Annotated in this window: 17 protein-coding genes; 4 read left to right on the forward strand and 13 right to left on the reverse strand. The window is 66.9% G+C overall.

Going from position 1 to position 24,932, the window contains the following annotated elements; genetic code table 11:
- Positions 1-53: 53 nt before the first annotated feature.
- Positions 54-1,514: an arylsulfotransferase family protein gene (locus MKAN_RS13475; protein WP_023368852.1), complete on the reverse strand. Its 1,461-nt coding sequence runs from the start codon at positions 1,512-1,514 to the stop codon at positions 54-56.
- A gap of 115 nt (positions 1,515-1,629) precedes the next feature.
- Positions 1,630-1,869 (reverse strand): hypothetical protein, encoded by a 240-nt coding sequence (locus MKAN_RS31995; protein ID WP_023368853.1) that lies wholly within the window; start codon positions 1,867-1,869, stop codon positions 1,630-1,632.
- Here MKAN_RS31995 and MKAN_RS13480 point away from each other — a divergent pair.
- The 4 genes from MKAN_RS13480 (at position 1,868) to MKAN_RS13495 (ending at position 5,113) form a co-directional block, all read left to right on the forward strand.
- Positions 1,868-2,254 carry a hypothetical protein gene (locus MKAN_RS13480; RefSeq protein ID WP_230589289.1) on the forward strand — a complete coding sequence of 129 codons (387 nt, stop codon included), beginning with the start codon at positions 1,868-1,870 and terminating at the stop codon, positions 2,252-2,254. The genes MKAN_RS31995 and MKAN_RS13480 overlap by 2 nt on opposite strands.
- 109 nt (positions 2,255-2,363) lie before the next feature.
- Positions 2,364-2,831, forward strand: a complete 468-nt coding sequence (locus MKAN_RS13485) for a hypothetical protein (protein ID WP_036395240.1) — start codon at positions 2,364-2,366, stop codon at positions 2,829-2,831.
- A 43-nt stretch (positions 2,832-2,874) separates the two neighbouring features.
- Positions 2,875-3,216, forward strand: a complete 342-nt coding sequence (locus tag MKAN_RS13490) for a hypothetical protein (RefSeq protein ID WP_133163483.1) — start codon at positions 2,875-2,877, stop codon at positions 3,214-3,216.
- 118 nt (positions 3,217-3,334) lie between these two features.
- Entirely contained in the window at positions 3,335-5,113 is a 1,779-nt protein-coding gene (locus MKAN_RS13495) for an acyl-CoA dehydrogenase family protein (RefSeq protein WP_023368857.1), read from the forward strand.
- 145 nt (positions 5,114-5,258) lie between these two features.
- Here MKAN_RS13495 and MKAN_RS13500 read toward each other — a convergent pair whose 3' ends face one another.
- From MKAN_RS13500 to glf, 11 genes are all read right to left on the reverse strand, one after another.
- The gene (locus MKAN_RS13500; protein WP_023368858.1) at positions 5,259-6,812 is read right to left on the reverse strand and encodes an acyl-CoA carboxylase subunit beta; all 1,554 of its coding nucleotides are present in this window, start codon (positions 6,810-6,812) and stop codon (positions 5,259-5,261) included.
- Positions 6,813-12,146, reverse strand: a complete 5,334-nt coding sequence (gene pks13, locus MKAN_RS13505; RefSeq protein WP_023368859.1) for a polyketide synthase Pks13 — start codon at positions 12,144-12,146, stop codon at positions 6,813-6,815. It abuts the gene before it with no gap.
- Between the two features lie 23 nt (positions 12,147-12,169).
- Positions 12,170-14,059: a long-chain-fatty-acid--AMP ligase FadD32 gene (fadD32, locus tag MKAN_RS13510; protein WP_023368860.1), complete on the reverse strand. Its 1,890-nt coding sequence runs from the start codon at positions 14,057-14,059 to the stop codon at positions 12,170-12,172.
- Positions 14,060-14,409: 350 nt separating this feature from the next.
- Positions 14,410-15,426: a carboxylesterase Culp6 gene (gene culp6, locus MKAN_RS13515; RefSeq protein ID WP_023368861.1), complete on the reverse strand. Its 1,017-nt coding sequence runs from the start codon at positions 15,424-15,426 to the stop codon at positions 14,410-14,412.
- Positions 15,427-15,655: 229 nt separating this feature from the next.
- Positions 15,656-16,561: an esterase family protein gene (locus MKAN_RS13520; RefSeq protein ID WP_036395239.1), complete on the reverse strand. Its 906-nt coding sequence runs from the start codon at positions 16,559-16,561 to the stop codon at positions 15,656-15,658.
- Positions 16,562-16,768: 207 nt separating this feature from the next.
- On the reverse strand, positions 16,769-17,800 hold the full coding sequence (gene ag85A / locus MKAN_RS13525) for a diacylglycerol acyltransferase/mycolyltransferase Ag85A (RefSeq protein WP_023368863.1): 1,032 nt from the start codon (positions 17,798-17,800) through the stop codon (positions 16,769-16,771).
- Between the two features lie 383 nt (positions 17,801-18,183).
- A complete protein-coding gene (gene aftB, locus MKAN_RS13530; protein ID WP_036395121.1) occupies positions 18,184-20,175 on the reverse strand; it encodes a terminal beta-(1->2)-arabinofuranosyltransferase in 1,992 nt (663 codons plus the stop codon).
- A complete protein-coding gene (locus MKAN_RS13535) occupies positions 20,150-21,058 on the reverse strand; it encodes a decaprenyl-phosphate phosphoribosyltransferase (protein ID WP_023368865.1) in 909 nt (302 codons plus the stop codon). The genes aftB and MKAN_RS13535 overlap by 26 nt, the downstream gene beginning before the upstream one ends.
- Entirely contained in the window at positions 21,051-21,614 is a 564-nt protein-coding gene (locus MKAN_RS13540) for a phosphatase PAP2 family protein (protein ID WP_023368866.1), read from the reverse strand. Before MKAN_RS13540 ends, MKAN_RS13535 begins: the two co-directional genes overlap by 8 nt.
- Positions 21,607-23,505, reverse strand: coding sequence for a glycosyltransferase (locus MKAN_RS13545; protein WP_023368867.1), 1,899 nt, complete (start codon positions 23,503-23,505; stop codon positions 21,607-21,609). Before MKAN_RS13545 ends, MKAN_RS13540 begins: the two co-directional genes overlap by 8 nt.
- Positions 23,502-24,698, reverse strand: a complete 1,197-nt coding sequence (gene glf, locus MKAN_RS13550) for a UDP-galactopyranose mutase (protein ID WP_023368868.1) — start codon at positions 24,696-24,698, stop codon at positions 23,502-23,504. The genes MKAN_RS13545 and glf overlap by 4 nt, the downstream gene beginning before the upstream one ends.
- Positions 24,699-24,932: the final 234 nt, after the last annotated feature.

The raw sequence follows: 24,932 nt of genomic DNA on the forward strand, positions 1-24,932 counted from the left end.
ATGCGGTGGTCACAGTGTCGGCGACATACGCGCAGTCTCGTCGCAGCCTTCCCTCACCGCGCGATCAGCACACTCCTGCCGACGACGGCCCCGTCGGCAGCCAGCGCCTCGAGTTGGGAGTAGCTGCCGGAATTCCCAATCTGCGGGATCGATGTGTCGTAGCCGGACCAGGCGACGGTGGTCCGAGGCGTCATGGTGTTGCTTTCCGGGCCGGACAGTAACCGCCACCGGTTCACCCTGGTGGCGCCGTTCCACACCGCGTGTGCGGTATCGCCGGCGAAGGTCAGTTGCGGGGGTTCGACGGGATCGCCGGTCCACTCGTCGAGGAACGCCCGATAGGTGCCGCCGGGCAAGCTGGCGTCGAACACCATCTCTCCACCCGCGGTGAACTCGGAGATGTGTTCGGCGGTGCCCCACCCGGAGAAGGTGTTGCCACCCGGAAGCTGTTGCAGGTTACCCATGGCCCCCACGCTGAGATCGCCCGGATGGCGCTGCGCCCGGACCAGGCTCGCCCGGCCGGCGGCGACATCCAGGTGGATCCATTTCAGGCTGGTCGGCACGGAACCATCGCCCATGTGCCCCCGGCTGCCCTCGTAGTGGTTGTCGAACAACGTGACCGTGGCGGCATCGGGCATCTCCACGTCGTGCTGGTAGGCGAATTCAACGCCGTCGCCGAGGGCGAACGTGGACCGCTTACCACCCAGTCGCCAGTTGATGGCGCCGGTGCGGTAATCGACATTGAAGACCGTGGAGAGGGCGCGCATGCTGATCACCAGGTTGCCCGCCGGGTCCATCGCTATCGAGTTCATGTGGTACGCGTCGAACGTTTGACCGGCGGTGCATCTTGCCGGCGAGTCGCTGATCGGGATGTGGCTCAACGCATCCCACTGGAACAGCGTCTGTTTCGTGGCCACGTCGACCACCGAGGCGGTGCAGTTGTAGACCCTGCCGTCCCTGGGTCCGCCGATGGCCGTCAGGTCGGCCGCGACCTCCGGGTAGGACGTGATCAGGGCGCGGCCGTCCGGGGTGAGCCGAAATTCGTGCATGTCCGACGACAACTCGCCGCCGGGCGTCAGGGTACTGATCACGTTGTAATGTTCATCGGCGATATAGCTGGCGCCGAGCCCGTGGCCCGATTGCTTGCGGCCCTGCCACCACGTGAGCACCGGCTTTCCCCGGTAGCGCTGGACCCGGAGGTTGCCGGCAGTCTCACCGGCCGGAAGTTCGCGCTGCCACACCACGTGTCCGGCTTTGTCGGCGACGACGAGCACACAGGGGCGCGACACGTTCCCGAGATGCGCCGCCGTGGTTCCGGAGACAAAGAATACGTAGCCGGGCGCACCGCCGGGCTGGTCGACATTGATCGTGTACCCCAGCGATTGCGGCGAGACGGCCGATGCCGCGGGGTTAGCGGACTTGTGCCCGCGGGTACCGACGGCGATCAGCCCGCCCGCGAGAATGCCGCCCGTCGCGACACCGAGTTGTCGCCGCGAGATCCGCAATTCGCTTGTCATCGAACTCGTTTCGACGTGTACATCACCTTGACGTCACACTCCTCCGAGAGCGCTACTTCCGGCGGCCGGTCGCTGTGGTTATACACCAGATGCGATGAGCGGGCAGCCTGATTCGTCAGCCCCAGCCGGCAAAGCCTGGCGAGGTTTCGCCCTCGCTGATCCGGTCAATATCAAGTGCGGGTCGGGCAAACCGCGGGGAAAGAACGGTGGGGGCCATGCGCAGGCTGACACGAAATATGACCTTTACGGCAGCAATCACTTTGGTGACTTGCCCGGCGGCGGCGATCACGGTCGCCACAGCGGCGGCCAATCCCGGCTCGAGCAGCGCCACCAGGGTGGCGTTGGGAGCGGCCATGCGGCAATGCGACTACAGCCGCACCTCGGTCGCGCCCAGGTTGCCGGCGGTTTCTCCGCCTACAGGTACCGGCTCCGCGCTCATCCACCGCGCGGGCTCGCGGGTGGTCGCCGAGGTACACCTGGTCAACCCCGCGGAGCCGGGGATGCATTACGACGTCGGCCTGATACAGGCGCCTCGCCCATCTACAGCCCCGTGCGGTCCCGGGGCCCCGGGCACCGCTTTCACCGGTCTGGACCTCGATGCGGGCGGGACTGGGACGGTGACCATTCAGGACACGGTGCGGCAGGGTACGACCGGGGTGTGGGTAATTGTCGAACGTCCCAACAGCAATTCCCAAGACCCCGCCGAGTTCTATACCTCCGAGTTCCTGGTGCCCATGTAGGCGAGGCAGCCGCTCGCAAACCAGCGGGGACTTCGGTCCCTATCGCGGCAGGCCGTCGCGTGATGCGATTCAAGGTGATTCGTCAATGGCGTCGGATGGAGGTATGGCCATGAACGTCTCATCTGATTCGCAGACCCGAACCCGGATGTTCTCCCGGGTGCTCGGTCCTTTCCTGGTGATCGTCGACGTGACGGCGGTGGTGCGTGCCTCCGATATGGCGAACCTGCTGGCACAATTCGAGGCGAATTCGCTCTGGACCTGGGTGACCGGGGCTTTCGTCTTGCTGTTCGGCTTGGTGATGGTGGCCAGTCACCAGTGCTGGCGCGGTACCGCGGCGATCATCGTGTCCCTGCTGGGCTGGCTCGTCACGTTGCGCGGGCTGTTGCTGTTGGCCTTTCCCAAGGCTTTCGTATCGGTCGCCGACGCCATGATCGGCGCGCAGGGCGTGTGGGTGAGCTTGTGTCTGGTTTTTGCGCTGGTCGGGCTGTATCTGACCTACGTCGGCTGGGCGCCGACCCCCAGCCGGCCGACCCAGCATGCGGCAACGGCAAGGCCGGATCTGCCGCGCGCCGCGTGAACGGGCCCGGTATCTCGCGGCAGCGCGCTCGATCGCAGGCCTGGTGGCGACGGCGGTGGTCCTCACCGCGGTCGGATGCGCTGTGCCCAGTGGGACGCCCACGGGGAGCGCCAACGGAAGCAGCACGACCGCGCCGTCGAGCCCTGACGGCGGATCATCGGCGGTGCAAGAAGACGTCGTGGTCAGGCTGGACACTACTCAGCCGGACAAGCCGGTAGGTGTGCACTTCGGCCGCCGCGCGGCCATCTATCTGCTGGAACGCGACGATCCCCAGTTTGCCACCTGGCTGGCGGTGCTACAACGAAGCCTGAACGACGGGACGCCCGTGCGGTTCGCCTACGCAGTGGCGGGTCCGCGACTCACCCTGGTCGAGCCCGCGCATTAGCGCTGCTCTGGATTCCGTTGTGGCGCAGGGTGTTTATCGCCACTGAAGCTGCCGGCCGGGGCGGAGCCGCGTCCCGGAAGTATAGACATATATAAAACCTATGTAATAGGGTCGCGGGATGAGCGAATACCTACTGGAGGCCGTGGACCGGCTGCCGTTCTCGACACCGGAAAAAGCCGGGCGCTACCGCACCGAGAACTACCAGGGCGCCACCGGTCTCAACTGGTACCTCACCGATCCCACGCTGCAGTTCAGCATGGCGTACTACCTGCAGCCCGACGAATTGGGGCTCGCCGAGCCTCATCTGATCCGCATCGGTGAGCTGATGGGCGGCCCGGTGACGCGTTGGGCCGAGGAGACCGACCGCAATCCCCCGCAGCTGGAACGCTACGACCGGTGGGGCCATGACATCAGCCGGGTGGTGATGCCGGAATCGTTCACCCGGTCCAAGCGGGCCATTCTGGACGCCCAGCAAGCCTTGCGCGACGACTCCAAGCAGGCCGGCGTGAGCCCGTCGCTGCCACTGTTTGCTTCCAACTATCTGCTCAACCAAGCCGACATCGGGATGGCCTGCGCGCTGGGCACCGGCGGCAACATGGTGCGGTCACTGGTGACGGCCTACGCGCCCCCCGACGTACGCGACTACGTCCTGGGAAAACTCAACTCCGGCGAGTGGGACGGCGAGGCGGCGCAACTGATGACCGAGCGCACCGGCGGCTCGGACCTGGGCGCACTGGAAACCACAGCGACACGCTGTGGCGACGCCTGGCTGCTGAACGGCTTCAAATGGTTTGCCTCCAATTGCGCCGGTGAGGCGTTCGTGGTGCTGGCCAAACCCGAAGGCGCCCCCGACTCGACCCGGGGGGTGGCTTCCTTCCTGGTGTTGCGGACACGGCGGGACGGCTCCCGCAATGGCGTGCGCGTCCGGCGGCTGAAGGACAAGCTCGGTACCCGCTCGGTCGCCTCCGGCGAGATCGAGTTCGTCGACGCCGAAGCCTTTCTGCTGTCCGGCGAACCTCAGGCTGACTCCGGGCCGGCCGACGGCAAGGGCCTTGGCCGGATGATGGAACTGACCAACAAGTTACGGCTGGGCACCGCCTCGTTCGCCGTCGGCAACGCGCGCCGTGCCCTGGTCGAGTCCCTGTGCTATACGCGCCAGCGGCGCGCGTTCGGCGAGGCGTTGGTCGACAAACCGTTGATCCGGCGCAAGCTGGCCGAGATGATCGTCGACGTCGAAGCCGCGCTGGCGCTGATTTTCGACGGCACCGGAGCCCCTAACCACCGTCAGCCCCAGGCGATTCGGCAACGTATCGCGGTGCCGGTGACCAAGCTGCGGGTGTGCCGGCTCGGGATAACCGCCGCGTCCGACGCGGTCGAGCTGCACGGCGGCAACGGCTACATCGAAACCTGGCCGGTAGCAAGGATTTTGCGCGACGCGCAGGTGAACACGATCTGGGAGGGTTCCGACAACATCCTGTGTCTGGACGTGCGCCGCGGCATGGAACAGTCGCGGGCGCACGAGCCGCTGCTGGCCCGCATGCGCGATGCGGTGTCGGTGTCCGACGACGACGAGACCACGCGCCTGGTATCGCGGCGCATCGAGGACCTCGACGCGGCGATCACGGCCTGGACGAAGCTCGACCGGGAGGTGGCCGAGGCGCGGCTGTTCCCGCTGGCCCAATTCATGGGCGATGTCTATGCCGGGGCGTTGCTCACCGAGCAGGCGGCGTGGGAGCGAGAAACCCGCGGAGCCGATCGCAAGGCGCTCGTCGCCCGGCTATACGCGCAGCGCTATCTGGCCGATCGCAGCCCGCTGCGCGGGATTGACACCGAATCCGACGAAGCGCTGCAGCGCTTCGACCAACTGGTTGACGGTGCCTTCACGCATCGGTTGTGAACTGGCCGACGCTCATTCGGCGTGTGTGTCGCGTCGCCGGATTCACTGTCGGCGAACCATCGCCGCGGCCCCCCTGCACGAGCAGACGCAGAATCGCCCAATTTCGGCGGAAATTGGGCGATTCTGCGTCTGCTCGGCACTAGAACTAGACCGGGATTAGCCCGTGCTTGCGGCCCAAGCGTTGCCATTGCTGCTTGTCTCGCAGTATGTGCATCGACCGGCGCAGCAGCAGCCGGGTTTCGTGCGGGTCGATGACCGCGTCGATGAACCCGCGTTCGGCGGCGATCCATGGAATCGCCATGTTGAGATTGTAGTTCTCGATGAACGACTTCCGAATTGCCTGCGCTTCGGGCGCATTGGGGTCCGGGAAGCGTTTCATCAGCAGTTGCGCCGCCCCCTCGGCACCGATCACCGCAATGCGCGCGGTGGGCCAGGCGAAGTTAAAGTCGGCGGTCAGCTGCCTGGAACCCATCACTGCGTACGCGCCGCCGTAGGACTTGCGGACCGTGATGGTCACCTTCGGCACGTCGGCTTCGACCACGGAGTACAGGAACCGGCCGCCGCGCTTGATGATGCCCCGCTTCTCCTCTTCGGCGCCCGGCAGAAATCCGGGGGTGTCCACCACGAACACCAGCGGGATCTGGAACGAATCACAGAACCTGATGAACCGCGCCGCCTTGTCGGAAGCCTCGTTGTCGATGGCCCCGGACATGTGCATGGGCTGGTTGGCGATCACGCCCACCGGTCGCCCGTCGACTCGGGCGTACCCGGTGATGATGGCCGGCCCGTGCTGGGCGGCGACGTCCAGGAAGTCGCCGTCGTCGAAGATGCGCAGCAGGATCTCGTGCATGTCGTAGGCCGCGTTGTCGGAGTCCGGCACGATCGAGTCGAGTTCCAGGTCGGTCGGGGTGATCTCCGGTTCCAGCCCGGGATTGATGGCCGGCGGCTTGCCGAAGCAGTTGGACGGCAAAAACGACAGGAAGTCGCGCACGTACTGGAACGCCTCGGCTTCGGAGTTCACCACGTGGTGGATGTTGCCGTAGCGGGCCTGCGCGTCGGAGCCGCCGAGTTCGTCGAGGGTGACGTCCTCGCCGGTGACCTCACGGATCACGTCGGGTCCGGTGACGAAGAAGTAGCCCTGGTCACGCACCGAGACCAGCAGGTCGTCCTGGATCGGCGAATAGACCGCTCCCCCGGCGCACTTGCCGAAGATAAGGGAGATCTGCGGCACCACCCCGGACAGTGCCTCGTGACGTTGGCCCAGCTCGGCGTACCACGCCAGCGAGGTGACCGCGTCCTGGATGCGGGCGCCGCCGGAGTCCTGGATGCCGACGATCGGGCAACCGACCATCGCGCACCACTCCATCAACCGGGCCACCTTGCGGCCGAACATCTCCCCGACCGTGCCGCCGAACACCGTCTGGTCATGCGAGAACACCCCGACCGGGCGGCCGTCGATCAGGCCGTGCCCGGTGACCACCCCGTCGCCGTAGAGCGCGTTGGGGTCGCCCGGAGTGCGGCACAACGCCCCGATCTCGAAGAAGGTGCCCGGGTCCACCAGGTCATACACGCGGGCGCGGGCACTGGGAATGCCCTTCTTGTCGCGCTTGGCGGCGGCCTTCTCACCGCCGGGCTCCTTGGCAAGCTCCAGCTTTTCGCGTAGTTCGGCCAGCAGCTCGGCGGTGGTCTTCGTGCTCACTTAGGGGGCCCTCTGTTCAGCCTCGACGTTGCCTAACGCGCGGCTCATGTGCTCGCCCACCTTGGCGATGATCGGCTCGTCGATGGCCTGGATGTGCTCACCACCGATCGGCACGACCTCGAGGTCGGAGACGTACTCGCCCCAACCGCCGTCCGGCTGGCGAACGGCATAGCGCGGCTCGAACATGATCGCGTCGTCATGGTATCGGTCGGCCATGTAGAGGGTGACATGCCCGTCGTAGGGCTGGATCTGCGCGGTGTCGATCGCGCGGTTGTCCAGGTACGACGTGCGCTGGTGCTCGATGATCCCGGCCGGGATCTGCACGCCGGACTCCCGCACGGCGTCGAGCACGAACCGGACCTGGCCCTCGTCGTCGAGTTCCTCGAGCTGCTCGTACGGGATCGCCGGGATGGTGACGTTGAACGTCTTCTCGGCGAAGCGGGCGTAGCGGTCCCAGCGCTTGCGGATCTCCTCCTTGGTCTGCGGGATCTCCTCGCCGGCCCGCACGGCATCGATCAGGCCGACGAACGCGACGTCCTTGCCCAGCCGCTTGAGCCCGATCGCGCAGGCGTAGGCCAGCACCCCGCCCAGCGACCAGCCGACCAGAATGTAGGGCCCGTCGCCCTGCATCTCGACCAGCTTCGGAACATACTGCGCGGCACGCTCTTCGATGGTCCCCTCGACCCGCTCGAAGCCGTACATCGGGGTGTCCGCCGGCAGCCGGTTGAGCAACGGCTCGTACACCACGGTCGAGCCGCCGGCCGGATGGAACACGAACACCGGCGGCTTGGTGCTGCCCTCCGGCCGGGCCCGCAGCGTACGGACAAACCCGTCGATCGTGCCGGCCTCCAGGTAAGCGCGCACCTTGTCGGCCAGCTCCTCGATGTTGGCCGACATCAGCACGTCCTCGGCGGTGATCGGGCCTTCGGCACGCTCGGCAAGCCGTTGGGCCATCTTGGCGGCGGCGGCATCGTCCAGCTTGGGCAGCGGGTTGAAAATGCCGCCCGGTGATTTGCCGGTGACGATCGCCCAGGTGGCAAAGGTGACCCGCTCGGCCGCATCACGCGGCGGCACGTCGGCGTTGAGCGCCTTGGCGACGGCCTCGGAGTTCAGCGCCTCCGCGGCACCTTTGAGGTTCGGCTGCCCGTTACCCGAGGGACCCGACGGGCCCGCCGGATCCGTCGGCGGCGGCGGGACAGGAACCTCCGATCCCGGCGGTGCTTGGGTTTCCGGTTCGGCCTGCGGGTCGGGCGCCGGCGCAGTCACCGTCGAAACCGTTGCACCACTGAGCAATTCGGCCTGCGCCCGGGCGATCTCCTCGGCGGTCTGCGTCTTCTGGTACTCGCTGAGCTGCGTCACCTCGTCGCGGTGCTCGACGGCGTACTCGATCAGCTTCTCGACGTTGTAGAGGTTGGCGTCACGCACCGCCGTCAACTGAATCGGCGGCAGGTCGAAGTCGTATTCGACGCGGTTCTTGATCCGTACCGCCATCAGTGAGTCGAGCCCGAGCTCGATCAGCGGCACCTCCCACGGCAGGTCCTCGGGCTCGTAGCCCATCGCCGACCCGACGATCAGGCCCAGCCGATCCGCGATGGTCTCACCGGAATCCGGCGACCACCTGCCCACGTCGGAGGGCAGATAGCGGGTGGTCAGGCTGTCGGTCAGCGTGTCGGCCTCCGGCTCCTCGGGCGCTTGAGGCACCTGCGGCACCACCGGCGCCGCGGCCGCGATCGCCGTGCCGGCCCCGACGGCGGCAGGCAACACCGACTCCGAGCCGGACCGCGCCACCAAGGCGTCGTAGACCAGCGTGAACGACTCGTCGATGCGGGCGTGCACCTGAACCGACGCGCCACCGGGATGCCGCGTCATCGTCGTCACCAGCCGGGCGCCCTCGCCGGGCACCGCACGCTGCTCGGCGGCCGTCAGCTGAGCGTCGGAAAGCACTTGGGCCGCAGCGGCTCTCACCAACGCCGCGAGGTCGGTCTGGCCGTTTCGCGGCGCGTACTCCCACACGTGGCGGCCGTCCGGCAGCGCGACATGGTTGCCCGGCATGATCACCGAGGCGTCGCCGGAGAAGTGCGCGTCGAGCCAGTGCTCCTTGCGCTTGAACCGGGTCGGCGGGATGTCGGCGAAATCTTCGGGGCCCGTGGCACGGCTGAAGAGCGTCCAGATGTCCAGGTCGTGGCCGTACACGTAGAGCTGGGCCATGGTCGAGATCATCGACTCGACCTCGTCCTGCTTGCGGGCCAGCGTCGGGATCAGCTGGGCGTCATGCAGACCGGCGGCGGCCGTGGTCAAACCAACCTGCATCAGCGCGACCGGGTTGGGCGCCAATTCCAGGAACGTGGTGTGCCCGCTGTCGACGGCGTTGCGGATTCCGTGGGTGAAGTAGACGGAATGCCGCAGCCCCTTCTTCCAGTACTCGACGTCGTGGACGGGCTCGCTGCCCGGCTTGATGTAGCTGCCCTCGTGCACCGTCGAGAAGATCCCGCAGGTCGGACTCATCGCCTTGATGCCCTGCAGCTCGGCGGACAGCTCACCGAGCAGCGGATCCATCTGCTGAGTGTGGCTGGCGCCCTTGGTCTGGAACTTGCGGGCGAACTTGCCCTCGGCTTCGGCGCGGGCGATGATCGCGTCCACCTGCTCAGGCGGGCCGCCGATGACCGTCTGGGTGGGTGCGGCGTAGACGCACACCTCCAGATCGGGAAAGGCCTCAGACTCCTTAAACACCGTCTTGATCTCGTCAGCGGAGTACTCCACCAGCGCCATCAACCGGATGTACTCGCCGAACAGCATCGCCTCGCCCTCGCCCATCAGATGCGAGCGGGAGCAGATGGTGCGGGTGGCGTCGCGCAGCGACAGGCCGCCGGCGAAGTACGCCGACGCCGCCTCGCCCAGCGACTGCCCGACCACCGCGGCCGGCTTGGCGCCATGATGCTTGAGCAGCTCACCCAGGGCGATCTGGATCGCGAAGATGGTGACCTGGGTGGTCTCGATCCCGTAGTCCTGCGAGTCGTCCAGGATCAGCTCGAGCACCGAATATCCCAGCTCGTCCTGGACCAGCGCGTCGACCTTTTCGATCCACTCGGCGAACACCGGATTGCGCAGGTACAGGCTCTTGCCCATCTTGCGGTGCTGCGCGCCGAACCCGGCCAGCACCCACACCGGGCCGTTGGTCACCGGCCCGTCGACGCTGAACACATTCGGCGCCTGCTTGCCGGCGGCAATTGCCCGCAGCCCCTTGATCGCTTCCTCGTGATTGTGGGCCAGCACCACCGCGCGGGAGCGGCCGTGGTTGCGTCGCGACAACGACCGCCCGATCGACTCCAGCGACGACGCCTGGCCCGCGGGGCTTTCCATCCAGTCGGCCAGCTCGGCGGCGGCGGCCTTCTTACGCGAGGTCAGGAACGCCGACACGGCCAGCGGGATCAAAGGCGGGCTAACCTCTTGTGTCGCAAGCTCTTCCAGCGCGGCCTGCTTGAGCCGCAGCGCTTCTTCGGTGACGCCCGGCAGTTCGGGCTCTTCGTCTTCGGCCGCGCCACTTCCCGAGGGGGCGTCGGTGATGATATTGCCGAAGTCGTCGAACCGCAGCGCGTGGCCTTCCAGCGCGGGCGCATCGGACGGTGCCACCTCGGCGGGCGCCGCCGGCTCGGGCTCGGGTTCCCGCGCCTCCTTCTCCACCACGTCACGCGGCAAGACCTCACGCACGACCACGTGCGCGTTGGCGCCGCCGAAGCCGAAGCTCGACACCCCGGCCACCGCGTAGCCGCCGTAGCGCGGCCAGTCGGTCACCGTGTCGATCACCTTCAGCCGCATGGCGTCGAAGTCGATGTAGGGGCTGGGCCCGGCGAAATTGATCGACGGCGGCAGCTTGTCATGCTGCAGGGCCAACACCACCTTGGCCATGCTGGCCGCACCCGCGGCCGACTCCAGGTGTCCCACATTGGTTTTCACCGCGCCCAGCAGCGCCGGACGGTCGGCGGGCCGGCCCTTGCCGACGACCCGGCCCAGCGCCTCGGCCTCGATCGGGTCACCGAGGACGGTGCCGGTGCCGTGCGCCTCGACGTAGTCGACGGTGCGCGGGTCGATCCCGGCGTCCTTGTAGGCCCGGCGCAGCACGTCGGCCTGGGCGTCCTGGTTGGGCGCGATCAGGCCGTTGGACCGGCCGTCGTGATTCACAGCGCTGCCGGCGATCACGGCCAGGATCTGGTCGCCGTCGCGGCGGGCGTCGTCGACGCGCTTGAGCACCAGCATGCCGCCGCCCTCGGAGCGGGTGTAGCCGTCGGCGTCGGAGGAGAACGACTTGATCCGCCCGTCGGGGGCCAGCACCTGCCCGATCTCGTCGAAACCCAGCGTCACCACGGGGGTGATCAGCGCGTTGACCCCGCCGGCCACCGCCACGTCGCATTCGCCGTTGCGCAGGGCCTGCACCGCCTGATGGGTGGCCACCAGCGAGCTCGAGCATGCGGTGTCGACCGCGACCGACGGCCCGCGGAAGTCGTAGAAGTAGGACACCCGGTTGGCGATGATCGAGGTTGCGGTGCCGGTGATCGCGTACGGGTGGGCGACCGTCGGGTCGGATACCGCCAGGAAGCTGTAGTCGTTGTTGGAGACACCGACGTACACGCCGACGGCCCCGCCGCGCAGGCTCGACGCCGGGATGCGAGCGTGTTCGAGCGCCTCCCAGGTCAGCTCCAGCGCCATCCGCTGCTGCGGGTCGATGTTGTCGGCCTCCGTCTTGGCCACCGCGAAGAACTCCGAGTCGAAACCCTTGATGTCCTTCAGATAGCCGCCGCGGGTGCGCGCCGCCTTGACCCGCTCGGCCAGCCGGGGCTCCTCGAGGAACTCCGTCCAGCGGCCCTCGGGCAGGTCGGTGATGGCGTCGCGGCCTTCCAGCAGCGCCTGCCAGGTTTCGTCGGGAGTGTTCATGTCGCCGGGCAGCCGGGTGGACAGGCCCACGATCGCGATGTCCACCCGCTCGGCGGGGCCGTTGCGGGTCCAGTCGGTGACGTCGACGCCGTCATCAGCCGTTTCGGGTTCGCCCTCGATGATCCGGGTGGCCAGCGACTCGATGGTCGGATGCTGGAACGCCACCGCAACCGACAGCGTGACGCCGGTCAGATCTTCGATATCGGCCGCCATCGCCACAGCATCGCGCGACGACAAGCCCAACTCCACCATCGGCACCGATTCGTCGATCGAGTCCGGCGACTTCCCGACCGCCTTGCCCACCCAGTTGCGCAGCCACTGCCGCATCTCAGGGACCGTCATCTCAGTCCCGCCGGCGGGCGGCTTCTCCGGGTCGTTCGCCTGGGATACGTCTATGTCAGCCATGGCTACCTTTGTGGTTCTGGGGCTCAGGATTCGGTGGCGAACGCCGTCGGGGAACCGACGCCGCTGCGCAGGCTGCCGTCGAGGTAGGCAGCGCGGCACGCGCGCCGTCCGATCTTGCCGCTGGAGGTCCGGGGAATCGTGCCGGCCGACACCAGCAGCAGGTCCCGCACGGTCACGCCATGTCCGACTGCGATGGCGGCACGGATGTCGTCGGCGATGGGCTGGTATTCCAGCTTGTGCGTACCGGCAGCGCGTTCGGCAACAATCACCAGCTGCTCGGAGGTGTCCTCGGGGTCGAACTTCAGCCCGGCGTGCGGGTCGTCGAACACCTTCTGCGGCAGCTGGTTGGCGGGCACCGAGAAGGCGGCCACGTAGCCGACGCGCAAGGCCTTGTTCGACTCCTGCGCGGTGAACTCCAGGTCCTGCGGGTAGTGGTTCCGGCCGTCGATGATGACCAGGTCCTTGATCCGGCCCGCTATATAGAGGTGTCCCTTGAAGTAGGTGCCGTAGTCGCCGGTGCGTACCCACAGTCCGTCGTCGGGGGCTCCCTCGGCGTGCGACTCGCTGATCCGCGACTTCAGGATGTTGCGGAATATCTGAGCGGATTCTTCTTCCTTGCCCCAGTAGCCGATGCCCAGGTTGTTACCGTGCAGCCAGATTTCGCCGATTTGCCCGTCCGGCAACTCACTGGCGGTGTCTGGGTCGACGATCACGGCCCATTCGTCGACGCCGACCTTGCCGGCCGAAACCTGCGCGACGGCGTTCGGCGAGTCGGCGGGCACCTCGACGAAACGCTGCTTGTTCAGCTCGTCGCGGTCGACGTGGATGACGGTCGGCGGCTCGTTGGGCGCGGTGGTCGAGACGAACAGCGTCGCCTCTGCCAGACCGTAGGAGGGCTTGACCGCAGTCTCGGGCAGACCGTACGGCGCGAAGGCATTGAAGAATTTGCGCATCGACGCCGGCGACACCGGTTCGCTGCCGTTGAGGATGCCCTTGACGTTGCTCAGGTCTAATGGTGGTTCGTCGTCGCGGGGCAGACCCCGCACCGCCGCATGCTCGAAGGCAAAGTTCGGTGCGGCGGAGAATGTGCCCCCGGTTTCGCCGGGCTTACGAGCGAGTTCGCGAATCCAGCGGCCGGGCCGCCGCACGAACGCGGCCGGGGTCATGAACGTGAAGCTGTGGCCCAGTACCGACGTCAGCAGCACGGTGATCAGGCCCATGTCGTGGAAGAACGGCAGCCAGCTGACACCGCGGTCGCCTTCTTGCCCTTCCAGGGCATTGAGCACCTGCAGCACATTGGTCGGCAGGTTCAGATGGGTGATCTGCACGCCGGTCGGGGTGCGGGTCGATCCGGAGGTGTACTGCAGGTAGGCCGTGGTCGACTCGTTGGCGTCGGGCTCCTGCCACGTCGCGGCGACCTCTGTGGGAACCGCGTCGACGGCGATCACCCGGGGCCGCTCCTTGGCCGAGCGGCTGCGGATGAACTTGCGTACACCCTCGGCGGAGTCGCTCGTGGTCAGAATGGTCGACGGGGTGCAGTCGTCGAGTACCGCGTGCAACCGGCCGACGTGGCCCGGCTCGGCCGGGTCGAACAACGGCACCGCGATCCGGCCGGAGTACAGCGCGCCGAAGAAGGAGATCAGGTAGTCCAGGTTCTGTGGGCACAGGATGGCGATACGGTCGCCCGGCTGGGTGACCTGCTGCAGCCGGGCGCCGACGGCGCGGTTGCGCGCGCTGAACTCCGACCACAGGATGTCGCGTTCGATGCCGTCCCGCTCGGTGGAGAAGTCCAGGAACCGGTAGGCCAGCTTGTCGCCACGCACCTTCGCCCATTTTTCGACGTGACGCACCAGATTGGTGTTCTCCGGGAACCGGATTCGTCCATTCACGATGAACGGGTTGTGGTACGCCATGCCGCCCTCTCCTGTCACAACACTGCTTGGTCGGCTACGCCGACAGGGTTTACATCTTGGTCGGCTCCGCCGACGAGTTACATCCGTGCGCGAGCCAGCCCTCGAGCGGCGCGCACACTGGCGGGCGCGCCGATCGTTGCCAGCTACGACCCCACAGGGTCATCCACATGCTCTTAAATTTCTCTTAATGTTAAGGGCCGCGAGGCGTCAGACCAAATCACAAGGTACCGCTGATCCCATTACGATCAGGGCACTGGCGGCTGTGTCCCGCTGCCCCAATCTGCAAGCACCCGGGTGCTGCGGTGCCTGGGCCCGTCTCCCCCCGCGGTGGTCGGGCCACCCGTCACATCTCAGCCGTGTTTGGGATGCGGCGCCTTGTCGATGAGGTCATGGGCCCAGTTCAACGTCCATTGCGTAGCAGGCTGCCCGTCGGAGTTCCAGAATTCGGGGGTGGCGTACATCGCGTGGACCGGTTGACCGGCCCCCCCGGCCAACGTGTTGAGGGTAGTCGGCAGGTTGGCAGGACTGAACGCCTCCTGCGGCGCGGCGCAAATCAGATCGCCCTGGGCACAGATCTCGTTGGTGCGACTGTCGAGCGCGCCGAAGCCGCCCGGGCGTGCACCCGTCATCGTCAAGCCGAGCCCGGACAGCACCGGCACCTCATGCAGGGTGACCTCGGCGCCCTCACCCGGCGGGCTGGGCGGGATGTCGTTGCCCACCCCCGGCTGGCGACGGCCATCGGCGATCAGCGTCACGCCCAGTACCAGGTCGTCATCGACCGGTCCCCGGCCGTTGCCGATATCGCTGGCGACATCGCCGGCAATCACCGCCCCCTGCGAGAACCCGACCACCACATAGCTGGTCAACGGGCACTTGTTGGTCATGTCCGTCATGGCCTGCACCATCGCGCGGGTGCCCTCCGCCCGGCTTTGGTTGTAGGAGATCTGACCGTCGGAACTGAGCGGATTGTGGAATTGTGCGGTGTAGGGAACCGTGTACGTCTGCACCCGCGATCCGGGGAACTGCTGGGAGATCGGCCCGGTCACATTGAGTAGCAACGCCTTCGGGAACTGCACCGGGTTAAGCGGGTTGTCCTGCGGTGACGACTCCCAGGTGCCGGGTACGGCAATCAACTGCACGTCCGGGCAAGACGCATCCTGGAAGGCGGGCCGGGGTTTGCGTGGGTGAGAGGTGGTGGGACCCGGGGTCAGCACCCCGGGCGGTACTGCGCTGGGCGGTGCTTCCTGGCGGCGCAACATGACCACGCCGGCGACGATGACCAGGGCGACGACCGACGCCAGGGCTCCGGCCGCAACCCAGGCGAGGATTCGTTGGCGGCGTCTTCTGCGCCGGGAGTTGGTAGCCATGTTCTCCTGCTAGCAGCGTCGGTGAGTCTGAGTACAGCGTGCGGCCGGTGGCGGTGTCGCGCATGCTCGCCGCCCGAGCCGCTCGAAGTCACCACACCGCGTCGGCACACGGTGCCGCCGCCCTCTACTGCACCCCATACACGGTACCGGCTGGTGACGAAGTTCCGGCCCGGACGATGTCTTCGCCGCGCGTGCGCGGGGCAGGCTGCGTGGATCCTCCCGCCGGCTGCTAGCGGATCGCGCCGACGATATCGCCGGACATGGCGCCCAGCTGTGCCGACCACGAGCCCCAGCCGTTGTCGCCGCCGCCCGGGAAGTCGAAGTGACCGTTGTGCCCGCCGACGTTGCGATATTGCTGGTAGAACGACCTACTGTCACCCATCGCCGCACCGGCCTGACCGATCATGGCGGCAGGATCACTGGCGCCCAGGTTGGTCGGACTCCATACCCACACCCGGGTGTTGTTCTGCGCCAGCAGAGCTACATGCACGCACGGGTCGTGCCACTTCCACCGGCCCAACTGTGGGGCACCCCACATGCCGTTGCCGTCCACACCGCCGAACTCCTGGAGCCCGGCGAGGATCGCGCCGTTGGTGGTGGTGCTCGACGGGTACAGGAACCCGGAGAGCGATCCGGCGAAGCCGAATCGGTCCGGGTGGAACGCGGCCAGCGCCATCGCGCCATAGCCGCCCTGAGATGCGCCCACGGCGGCGTGACCGCCGGGTGCCAGGCCTTTGTTGGCCGCCAGCCAATCGGGAAGCTCACTGGACAGGAAGGTTTCCCACTGCTTGCTACCGTCCTGTTCCCAGTTGGTGTACATGCTGTAGGCACCGCCGGCCGGGGCGACCACCGAGATTCCCTTGCCGGCCAGGGTGTTCATCGCGTTACCGGCGGTGACCCAGTTGCTCACGTCCGGGCCGGCGTTGAAGGCATCCAGCAAGTACACCGCGTGGGGGCCGCCGCCCAGGAACGCGACCGGGATGTCGCGGCCCATGGCGCCCGACGGCACCATCAGGGTCTCGTAGGGGGCGGCTTTGGCCGTGCCCGACGATCCTGCAGCCGCGGTGACACCGCCCAACCCGATCGACAGCACCGCAACGCAGAGCAGCCGTAGCAACACCGACAGACCCCTCATGTCCACCTCCATCGTGTATCGCTGCGTGCCCGCAGCGCCCGACCGTGCGGCGGGTTCGAGGCATGCCCCGGCCCGCAAGGTAGCTAACCACACCGCACACAAGGGGATAAAGGGGAGATAACGCAAGAAATAACCAACGGCGGCGACCCCGAAGGGTCGCCGCCGTCGAATGCGGGTTCTCGGACGCCGTTGCGGCGCCCAGGGCGTCTAGGTGCCCTGCGTGGTGCCGTTGCCGCCGCCGCCGGGTGTCGCGCCCAGCGTGTGCTGCAGGTCCGGCTTCATGGCGTTGAGCTGCGCACCCCAGTACTCCCAGCTGTGCGTGCCGTTGTCGTCGAAGTTCCACACGGCGTTGTGCCCACCGGCCGCGTTGTAGGCGGTCTGGAACTTCAAGTTGCTGGTCCGCACGAAGCCCTCGAGGAACTTGGCGGGCAGGTTGTCGCCACCCAGGTCCGACGGCTTGCCGTTGCCGCAGTACACCCAGATGCGGGTGTTGTTGGCGACGAGCTTGCCCACCTGCAGCGTCGGGTCGTTGCGCTGCCACGCCGGGTCATCCTTCGGACCCCACATGTCGGAGGCCTTGTAGCCGCCCGCGTCACCCATGGCCAGGCCGATCAGCGACGGCCCCATCGCCTGCGACGGGTCGAGCAGCGCCGACAGCGATCCGGCGTAGATGAACTGCGCCGGGTGGTACGCGGCCAGGATCAACGCCGACGAGCCGGCCATCGACAGACCCACCGCAGCGCTGCCGGTCGGCTTGACCTGGCGGTTGGCCGACAGGTACTGCGGCAACTCGCTGGTCAGGAAGGTCTCCCACTTGTAGGTGGTGCAGCCGGCCTTACCGCAGGCCGGGTTGTACCAGTCGGAGTAGAAGCTTGACTGCCCGCCGACCGGCATGACCACCGAGATGCCCGACTGGTAGTACCACTCGAACGCCGGGGTGTTGATGTCCCAGCCGTTGAAGTCTTCCTGAGCGCGCATACCGTCAAGCAGGTACAGCGCGGGCGAGTTCGCCCCACCGCTCTGGAACTGGACCTTGATGTCGCGACCCATGGCCGCCGAGGGCACCTGCAGGTATTCCACCGGCAGGCCCGGCCGCGAGAAGGCACTCGCGGTCGCCGAACCGCCAGTGACGTCAACGACACCGACCAGACCCAACAGCAGGGCCGCACCAACGGCTCCCACCATGAGTCGGCGCGGCATACCCGTCACGGCGCCACGAAACCTGTCAACAAGCTTCATCCTTGCTTCCTCATCCTCAATCTTTTAGGCGCATCCGGTGATAGGGCGCATCCTCAACTACGTCAGACTGCGCGCGCTCGGCGTCGCAGTGCCCGTGTAGTCAACCACAACTTGGGGTCGGTTCTCTCATCGAGCACCGCGCCGAAAGCGTTACCGGGCCGCGATTCCGGGTGATTTTTGCACCGGATGCGACGGTCCGAGATCTCGTTTCCGCATGTGCCCGGGGTTCGGTGGCCGCTGGTGACGGCTCAAATGTGATGTTGCTGTCAGTCTCGCCTCACACCGCGGGACGCGCGTCGCGGACGCCTGATCGCAATTGGGCCGAAATTCTTCGCGGCACGGCCCGCCCGGCCCGGCATTCGGGCCGGATCACTGAGCCCGAATCACTCCCGAGCCGGGGCCGGCGACACGTCGGGCACCTCGAGTCCGCACCTGATGAGTTCGTTGAGCGGCACCCGGTCGATCCGGTACCGGGTGAACTCGAAGGAGTGCACCACGTTGGACACAAAACGGCGCAGGGTCAACGGCGCACGCACCGAGTTCAGCACCGCCTGGGTCGCGGGGCATTTCAGGGCCGCCTCCGCCTGAGCGACCCACGCGGGGTCGAGGTATCCCGGAACACCGGGATACCACTTCACCCACGGGCCGTCGGCGATCACCCAGTCGGGGAACAGGTTCTTGTCGTGGCCGATCCGGCCGTGCTTCAACCGCTCGGTGTGTTGGGCCAGCGGGTTTGCCAGCCCGATCTGGTCGATCACTCTGACATCGAGTCCCACGTTCATGCCCAGCATCCCCAAATTGGTGAAAAACACCGCGTGTTGCGGCTTTTGGGTCGCCGGGATACCGGGAGCGGTTCCCGGCGGGATCATCGGCACCAGATCCCACTGGTTGTAGTTGCCCGACGGCAGCAGCAGAGCGCCTTCGGGGGTGTTGTCAAGCGCGGTCAGCACGGCGGCCATCCGCGGGTAATCGAGGTAGTCGGCGGCGGTCAGCGGATGGGCGTGTCCGGTGGCCTGCGCGTAGAAGCGGCGCTCGTCGACGATGCCGGTATAGGTGACGTGCGTGGCGTCGTCGCCCATGCCCGGCGAGTTCGCTGCCCACAGCGACCAGCCCGCCACACCCAGCCAGAGGATGCTGACCCCACCGGCCAGCCAGTAACCAGTCTCCTTGGAGAAGTCCTTGCCATCGGGCAGTAGCACCGGAATTACCGCCACCGGAGCCAGCAAGCAGAAGAGCGGCGCCAGCAACACGCGGCCGTGCATGAAATCGCCGCCTTGCCGGATCCAGTACAGCGCCTGCAGCAGGCCGCTGCCGATCATGAAGGCCACCACCGCCGCCGGGCTCTGTACCGCCCGGGCCACCCGCCCGTAGTCGGGCGCCACCATCGGACGCAGGAACGACGGCCTACGACGAGCCAGCATCAGAACCAGGCCAAGCGGCACCAAAAGCACGATCGGCACCCATAGGGCGTAGGGCCGGTTGAAATTCGAGAGATAGATCATGCCCTGCGACCACTTGTCGCCGGCGGCGTCCTTGGCCAGCGCGGTACCGGGCACCAATAACGCGTAGTAGCCCATCCGGAAGATCTGGTAGGCGACCGGCAGGAAGCCGCCGGCCACCACGATCAGCACCCGGCGGCGCCAGGTCCGCGCCGCGACCAGCATCATGATCAAGGCCAGGCCGCCCATCAGCGCCAGCTCCGGCCGGACCAGGACGCTGCATCCCGCGACGAACGCCAGCGCACCTATGAACACCCGGCCGTGGGGACGGACCCGCAGCGGCTGCGCCCAGCACACCATCATCCACCACAGCAGGCCCAGATAGGTCAGCACCAGTCCGCTTTCCAGCCCTGACGTTGCGAAGTCTCGCGCCGGCGGCACCGCGATGTAGACCAGCGCGCCGGCCGGCAACATGATCGCCCGGCGGCCGCGCAGGCTGGGCGCATACAACCGCCCGGTACCCAGCATGAGCAGCGCCGCCCCCAGCAACGACAGCATCAGGGCCACGGCCAGCGCCACATATTCCAGCCGCATCGGCCCGCCTACCCAGCTGGCCACGTACAGCAAGTACGTCCACACCGTCGACGTATTGGCCTCCACGCGCTCGCCCATGTTGAACACCGGCCCGTTGCCGGCCAGCAGGTTGCGCACCGTGCGCAGCACGATCAGCCCGTCGTCGGCGATCCAGCGTCGTTGCCACGCACCCCAGCCGAACAGCATGCAGACCACTGCCACGCTGACCCATAGACTGATCCGGACCACCGGCTCATAGGGAAAAACCGGCCACCTGGCCCGCCGGACTGCGGGCCTGCGGGCCAGCGCGCTGGCCCGCAGGGCCTTGAATCTCGAACTAGCCGAAGGCAACAGCGGCCCCAACTGTTCCTATCCACGCCAGCGCCAGCAACTGCAATACCCGGTCGCGCAGTGCGATGTCTTCGGGCTCCCCGGCCAGCCCCCCGTCGACGTCCACGGCGTAGCGCAGGATCGCGATGGTGAACGGGACCATCGACACCGCATACCACGATCCCGAGTAACGGTCGCGTTCGAACGCCCACAACCCGTAGGACACCACCACGGCGGTGGCCGAGAGCGTCCAGACGAATCGAAGATAGGTGCTGGTATAGCTTTCCAGCGACTTGCGAATCGCCGCACCGGTACGCTCGGCCAGCTGCAACTCGGCGTAGCGTTTGCCGGCCACCATGAACAGCGACCCGAACGCGGCCGTCAGCAAGAACCACTGGGACAGCGGGATGTCGGCCGCCGCGCCGCCGGCGATGGCGCGGATCAGATACGCCGACGACACGATGCAAATGTCGATCACCGCTTGGTGCTTGAGGCCGTAGCAATACCCAAGTTGCATGGCCAGGTAAACGGCCATCACCACGGCCAGGCTGGGGGTCAGCCACCAGGCAATGGCCAGCGAGGCCACCCCCAGCACCGCCGCTACCGCGTAGGCCAGCCATTCGGGCACCACGCCGGCCGCGATCGGGCGGAACCTCTTGGTGGGGTGCTCGCGATCAGCCTCCACATCGCGCACGTCGTTGATCAGGTAGATCGCCGAGGCGGCCAGGCTGAACACCACGAATGCGACCGAAACCTTGGTCAGCACCTCGGCATAGTCGTATCGGACGCCGCGGCCCGCCGCGGCGAGCGGCGCGGCCAGCACCAGGACGTTTTTCACCCACTGCCGCGGGCGCATCGCCTTGACGACGCCGACAACCAGGTTGGCCGGAGGGCCGGTCACCACGTCTTCACTCATATATAGACACACCCCCTTGCAGGCCGACGTCGAGTCGCACCGCAACGGCCGCGACGGCGGCGCCGAGCGCCACACCGGCGGCGACGTCGCTGGGGTAATGCACCCCCAGCAGTATTCGGGACAGGGCCATCGGTGGCACCAGCACCGCCGCGCCAAGCCCGATGGGCAGGCCGGCGGCCCTGCTCATCAGGATGGCCGCGGCCGTCGTAGAGGTCGCGTGCGCCGACGGGAAGCTCAATTGGCTTGGCGTGCCGACGTTTACGGCGACGGCCGGATGATGGGGGCGTTTGCGCCGGACCACCCGTTTGACCAATACCGCCGCCGCGTGGGCGGCGAAGGCGCCGGCGCCGGCGACCAGCCAATCCCGGCGCCGCCGCGGGGAAAGAACCGCGCCGAGCGCCGAAGCCGCCAGCCAGCCGATGCTGTGTTCGCCGAAGTAGGAAAGGCCCTGCGCAATGGTCAGCGCCTCCGGTCGCCCATTCAGCGCTGACTGTACGGCCACAATTGCGGCGACTTCGCCGCGCGCCGGCGCCCCCAGCGGACGGGCTTCAGGCATGTCGGCGCTCTTGGTTTTCCACCGTGAAGAGCACCGTCTCCCACTTCTGCTTGCTGGACAGTACCGGCAACGCGGCGCGGTAGACCTTGCGCATCTCGTCGAAGCGGCGGGTCAGTTGACGTTGGCGGCGCAGCGATTGCCACAGCAGGGCGAACATCTTGGCCCGATCGCGCTGCCGGTAGACCACTCCGCACCCGTCGGCCGTCGTGACCGTGACCCCGTCGACCGTGCACAACCGGAACCAGCGGGCGTCCTGGGTGGGCACGTTGTACTCGGGGCGCTCATGGTGGGCCGGGTCGGCGGTCGTGAGATTGTGCACGATGCCCCGGGCCAGCCGGTAACCAATGGTGACGGGGTTCACCGGCGGCTTCATCACCTTGTTCTTGTGCAACGGCGGAGGCAGCTCACTGGCGGCGGGCAGCACGACGGCGTCGGGGTAGGCCTTGCGGATGCGATGCACGTCCGGCAGTGCCGATTCCAGGATGGAGAAGATGTGTTCGGGGCCGGCGAGGAAGTCGTCGATGGCCTTGTTCTGGATCGCCACTGTCGAATATTCCAGGCAGGCAAGGTGTTTCAGGGTTGCTTTGAGGTGGCTGCGCACCAGGCCGGTAACGTCACCGTTCCAGTGCATCGCGGCCACCACCAGTCGGTTGCGCAGGTGGAAGTAGGCCTGCCAGTCGATGGCGTCGTCTTTGTCGCTCCAGGCCATGTGCCAGATCGCCGCGCCGGGCAGCGTGACCGTGGGGTAGCCGTGTTCGGCCGCGCGGAGACCGTAGTCGGCGTCGTCCCATTTGATGAACAACGGCAGCGGCTGGCCCAGCTCCTCGGCCACCTGCCGCGGGATCATGCACGTCCACCAGCCGTTGTAGTCGACGTCGATGCGCCGGTGCAGCAGCTTGCTCTTGTCCTCTTTGTCGCCCAGCGGGTATTCGGCGAAGTCGTGGTCGTATTCGGCGTGCGGGGCGGCGGTCCACATGAAGTTCGATCGGTTGACGACTTCGCCCATGATGTGCAGGTGCGAGGGCTCCTGCAGGTTGAGCATCTGCCCGCCGACCAGCATCGGGCTCTTGGCGAAGCGGTGCATGGCCAGCACCCGCAGAATGGAGTCCGGCTCGATGCGGATGTCGTCGTCCATGAACAGGATCTGCTGGCAGTCGGTGTTTTTCAGCGCTTCGTACATCACCCGGCTGTAGCCGCCGGAACCGCCCAGGTTGGGCTGGTCGTGGAGGGAGAGCCGATTGCCCAGTCGTGCCGCGGCGGCGGAGAAGTCCGGATGGTCGCGCACTTTGCGGGTGCCTTGGTCGGGCACGATCACCGCGCCGATCACCTGGTCAACCAGCGGGTCTGCGGTGAGTTCGGCCAGCGCGTTGGCGCAGTCCGCGGGGCGGTTGAAGGTGGGGATGCCGACCGCGATGTTGGCGGTACCCGGGGCGGGGATGGGCGCGTACCAGCCACCGTTGAGCAGGGTGACCGCGGTGTCGGTGGTGATGTCGAACCAGATCCAGCCGCCGTCCTCGAACGGTTGCAGCCCCACCTCGACCTCGACGACCTGCGGCTGGTCCGAAGCGCCGGCGAACGCCCGGCCCTCGACGAAGATGCGGGCACCGGTGGCCTTGGTTCGGTAGACGTCGAGGCGCCCCGCACCGATGAGCTCGACGCGCAGCACCACGGACGTGCAGATCGACCAGCGTCGCCAGTAGCTGGCCGGAAACGCATTGAAATACGTGGCGAACGACACCTCTGACTCGGGGCCGATCTGCAGCGAGGTCCGGCTCGTGGCGTGCGCGCGCCGCGCGTTGGTGGTCGACTCCTCGAGGTACAGCTTGCGCACGTCGAGCGGTTCGCCCGGTCGCGGCAGGATGATGCGGGACAGCAGGCTTTCGGCGGTCATTGCCGCACGCCTCCGTCCAGTTCGGCGCCGTCGCGTAGGTGCGGCGCGAGAACGTTTTCGTACATGCTCAAAGCGCTGGCAATGGCCATATGCATATCCAGATATTGGTAGGTGCCCAAGCGACCGCCGAACAGGACCTTCGATGACGCGGTCTCGGACTTCGCCCTGGTCCGGTAGGCGGCCAACAGGGCGCGGTCGGCCTCGGTGTTGATCGGATAGTAGGGCTCGTCGTCGTCGTCGGCGAACCGGGAGTATTCGCGCATGATCACCGTCTTGTCCGTCGGGTAATCGCGCTCGGGGTGGAAGTGCCGGAACTCGTGGATACGGGTGTACGGGACGTCGAGGTCGTTGTAGTTCATCACCGGCGTGCCCTGAAAATCACCGCAGTCGCCTAGCACTTCCACCTCGAAGTCCAAGGTGCGCCAGCCCAGCCGGCCCTCGGCGTAATCGAAGTAGCGGTCGATCGGACCGGTATAAACGACCGGGGCATCCGGGCTGGCCGCGCGCAGTGCGTCGCGAACGTCGAACCAGTCGGTGTCCAACCTGACCTCGATGCGGTCGTCGGCGGCCATGTTCTGTAGCCACGCCGTGTAGCCGTCGACCGGCAGGCCCTCATAGGTGTCGCTGAAGTACCGGTTGTCGAAGGTGTAGCGCACCGGCAGCCGATTAATGACGGCAGCCGGCAACTCAGCGGGGTCGGTCTGCCATTGCTTGGCGGTGTAGCCCTTGACGAATGCCTCGTAGAGCGGCCGACCGATCAGCGAGATGGCCTTCTCCTCGAGGTTCTGCGCGTCGGCGGTGTGGATTTCGGATGCCTGTTCGGCGATCAGCCGGCGCGCTTCGGCCGGGCTGAAGTATCTGCCGAAGAACTGCGACACCAGGCCCAGACCCATCGGGAACTGGTAGGCCTGCCCGTTGTGCATCGCGAACACCCGATGCCGGTAATCGGTGAAGTCGGTGAACCGCCGCACGTAGTCCCACACCTTCTTATTGGAGGTGTGGAACAGGTGCGCGCCGTACTTGTGAACCTCGATCCCGGTCTGTGGCTCCGGCTCGGAATAGGCGTTGCCGCCGATGTGCGGGCGTCGCTCGACAACGAGCACCCGCTTGCCGAGTTGGGTAGCCACGCGCTCGGCGATCGTCAGGCCGAAGAATCCGGAACCGACGACGAAAAGGTCGAAACGTGCGGTCATCGGTTGCCTAGGTTATCCGACCCCGCTGCCAAAACCCGACTTGGCGGCTCGCCCGAGTGAGGGTTCTCGCAGGTTTTGGGCAAGTGCGCAGGTTCTCATGTCGGTCGCCAGCCCAACATCGCACCTTTGGTGCGATTGCCTCACGATTCGATATAGCCACTCTAGTCACACAAACCTCACTCGTACCATCGACCTTGTGGGTTTCCTTCCGTCGACGACGGGGAGGGAGCCGAC

This window comes from Mycobacterium kansasii ATCC 12478, from assembly GCF_000157895.3.
GTDB classification, from domain to species: domain Bacteria; phylum Actinomycetota; class Actinomycetes; order Mycobacteriales; family Mycobacteriaceae; genus Mycobacterium; species Mycobacterium kansasii.

What these genes read in the sequence shown, in the direction of transcription:
- MKAN_RS13545 (WP_023368867.1), bottom strand. Translation starts at nt 23,505, where the DNA reads ATGACCGCCGAAAGCCTGCTGTCCCGCATCATCCTGCCGCGACCGGGC.
- MKAN_RS13485 (WP_036395240.1), top strand. Translation starts at nt 2,364, where the DNA reads ATGAACGTCTCATCTGATTCGCAGACCCGAACCCGGATGTTCTCCCGG.
- MKAN_RS13540 (WP_023368866.1), bottom strand. Translation starts at nt 21,614, where the DNA reads ATGCCTGAAGCCCGTCCGCTGGGGGCGCCGGCGCGCGGCGAAGTCGCC.
- MKAN_RS13475 (WP_023368852.1), bottom strand. Translation starts at nt 1,514, where the DNA reads ATGACAAGCGAATTGCGGATCTCGCGGCGACAACTCGGTGTCGCGACG.
- MKAN_RS13495 (WP_023368857.1), top strand. Translation starts at nt 3,335, where the DNA reads ATGAGCGAATACCTACTGGAGGCCGTGGACCGGCTGCCGTTCTCGACA.
- MKAN_RS13535 (WP_023368865.1), bottom strand. Translation starts at nt 21,058, where the DNA reads ATGAGTGAAGACGTGGTGACCGGCCCTCCGGCCAACCTGGTTGTCGGC.
- MKAN_RS13480 (WP_230589289.1), top strand. Translation starts at nt 1,868, where the DNA reads ATGCGGCAATGCGACTACAGCCGCACCTCGGTCGCGCCCAGGTTGCCG.
- culp6 (WP_023368861.1), bottom strand. Translation starts at nt 15,426, where the DNA reads ATGGCTACCAACTCCCGGCGCAGAAGACGCCGCCAACGAATCCTCGCC.
- MKAN_RS13520 (WP_036395239.1), bottom strand. Translation starts at nt 16,561, where the DNA reads ATGAGGGGTCTGTCGGTGTTGCTACGGCTGCTCTGCGTTGCGGTGCTG.
- ag85A (WP_023368863.1), bottom strand. Translation starts at nt 17,800, where the DNA reads ATGAAGCTTGTTGACAGGTTTCGTGGCGCCGTGACGGGTATGCCGCGC.
- fadD32 (WP_023368860.1), bottom strand. Translation starts at nt 14,059, where the DNA reads ATGGCGTACCACAACCCGTTCATCGTGAATGGACGAATCCGGTTCCCG.
- pks13 (WP_023368859.1), bottom strand. Translation starts at nt 12,146, where the DNA reads ATGGCTGACATAGACGTATCCCAGGCGAACGACCCGGAGAAGCCGCCC.
- MKAN_RS31995 (WP_023368853.1), bottom strand. Translation starts at nt 1,869, where the DNA reads ATGGCCGCTCCCAACGCCACCCTGGTGGCGCTGCTCGAGCCGGGATTG.
- glf (WP_023368868.1), bottom strand. Translation starts at nt 24,698, where the DNA reads ATGACCGCACGTTTCGACCTTTTCGTCGTCGGTTCCGGATTCTTCGGC.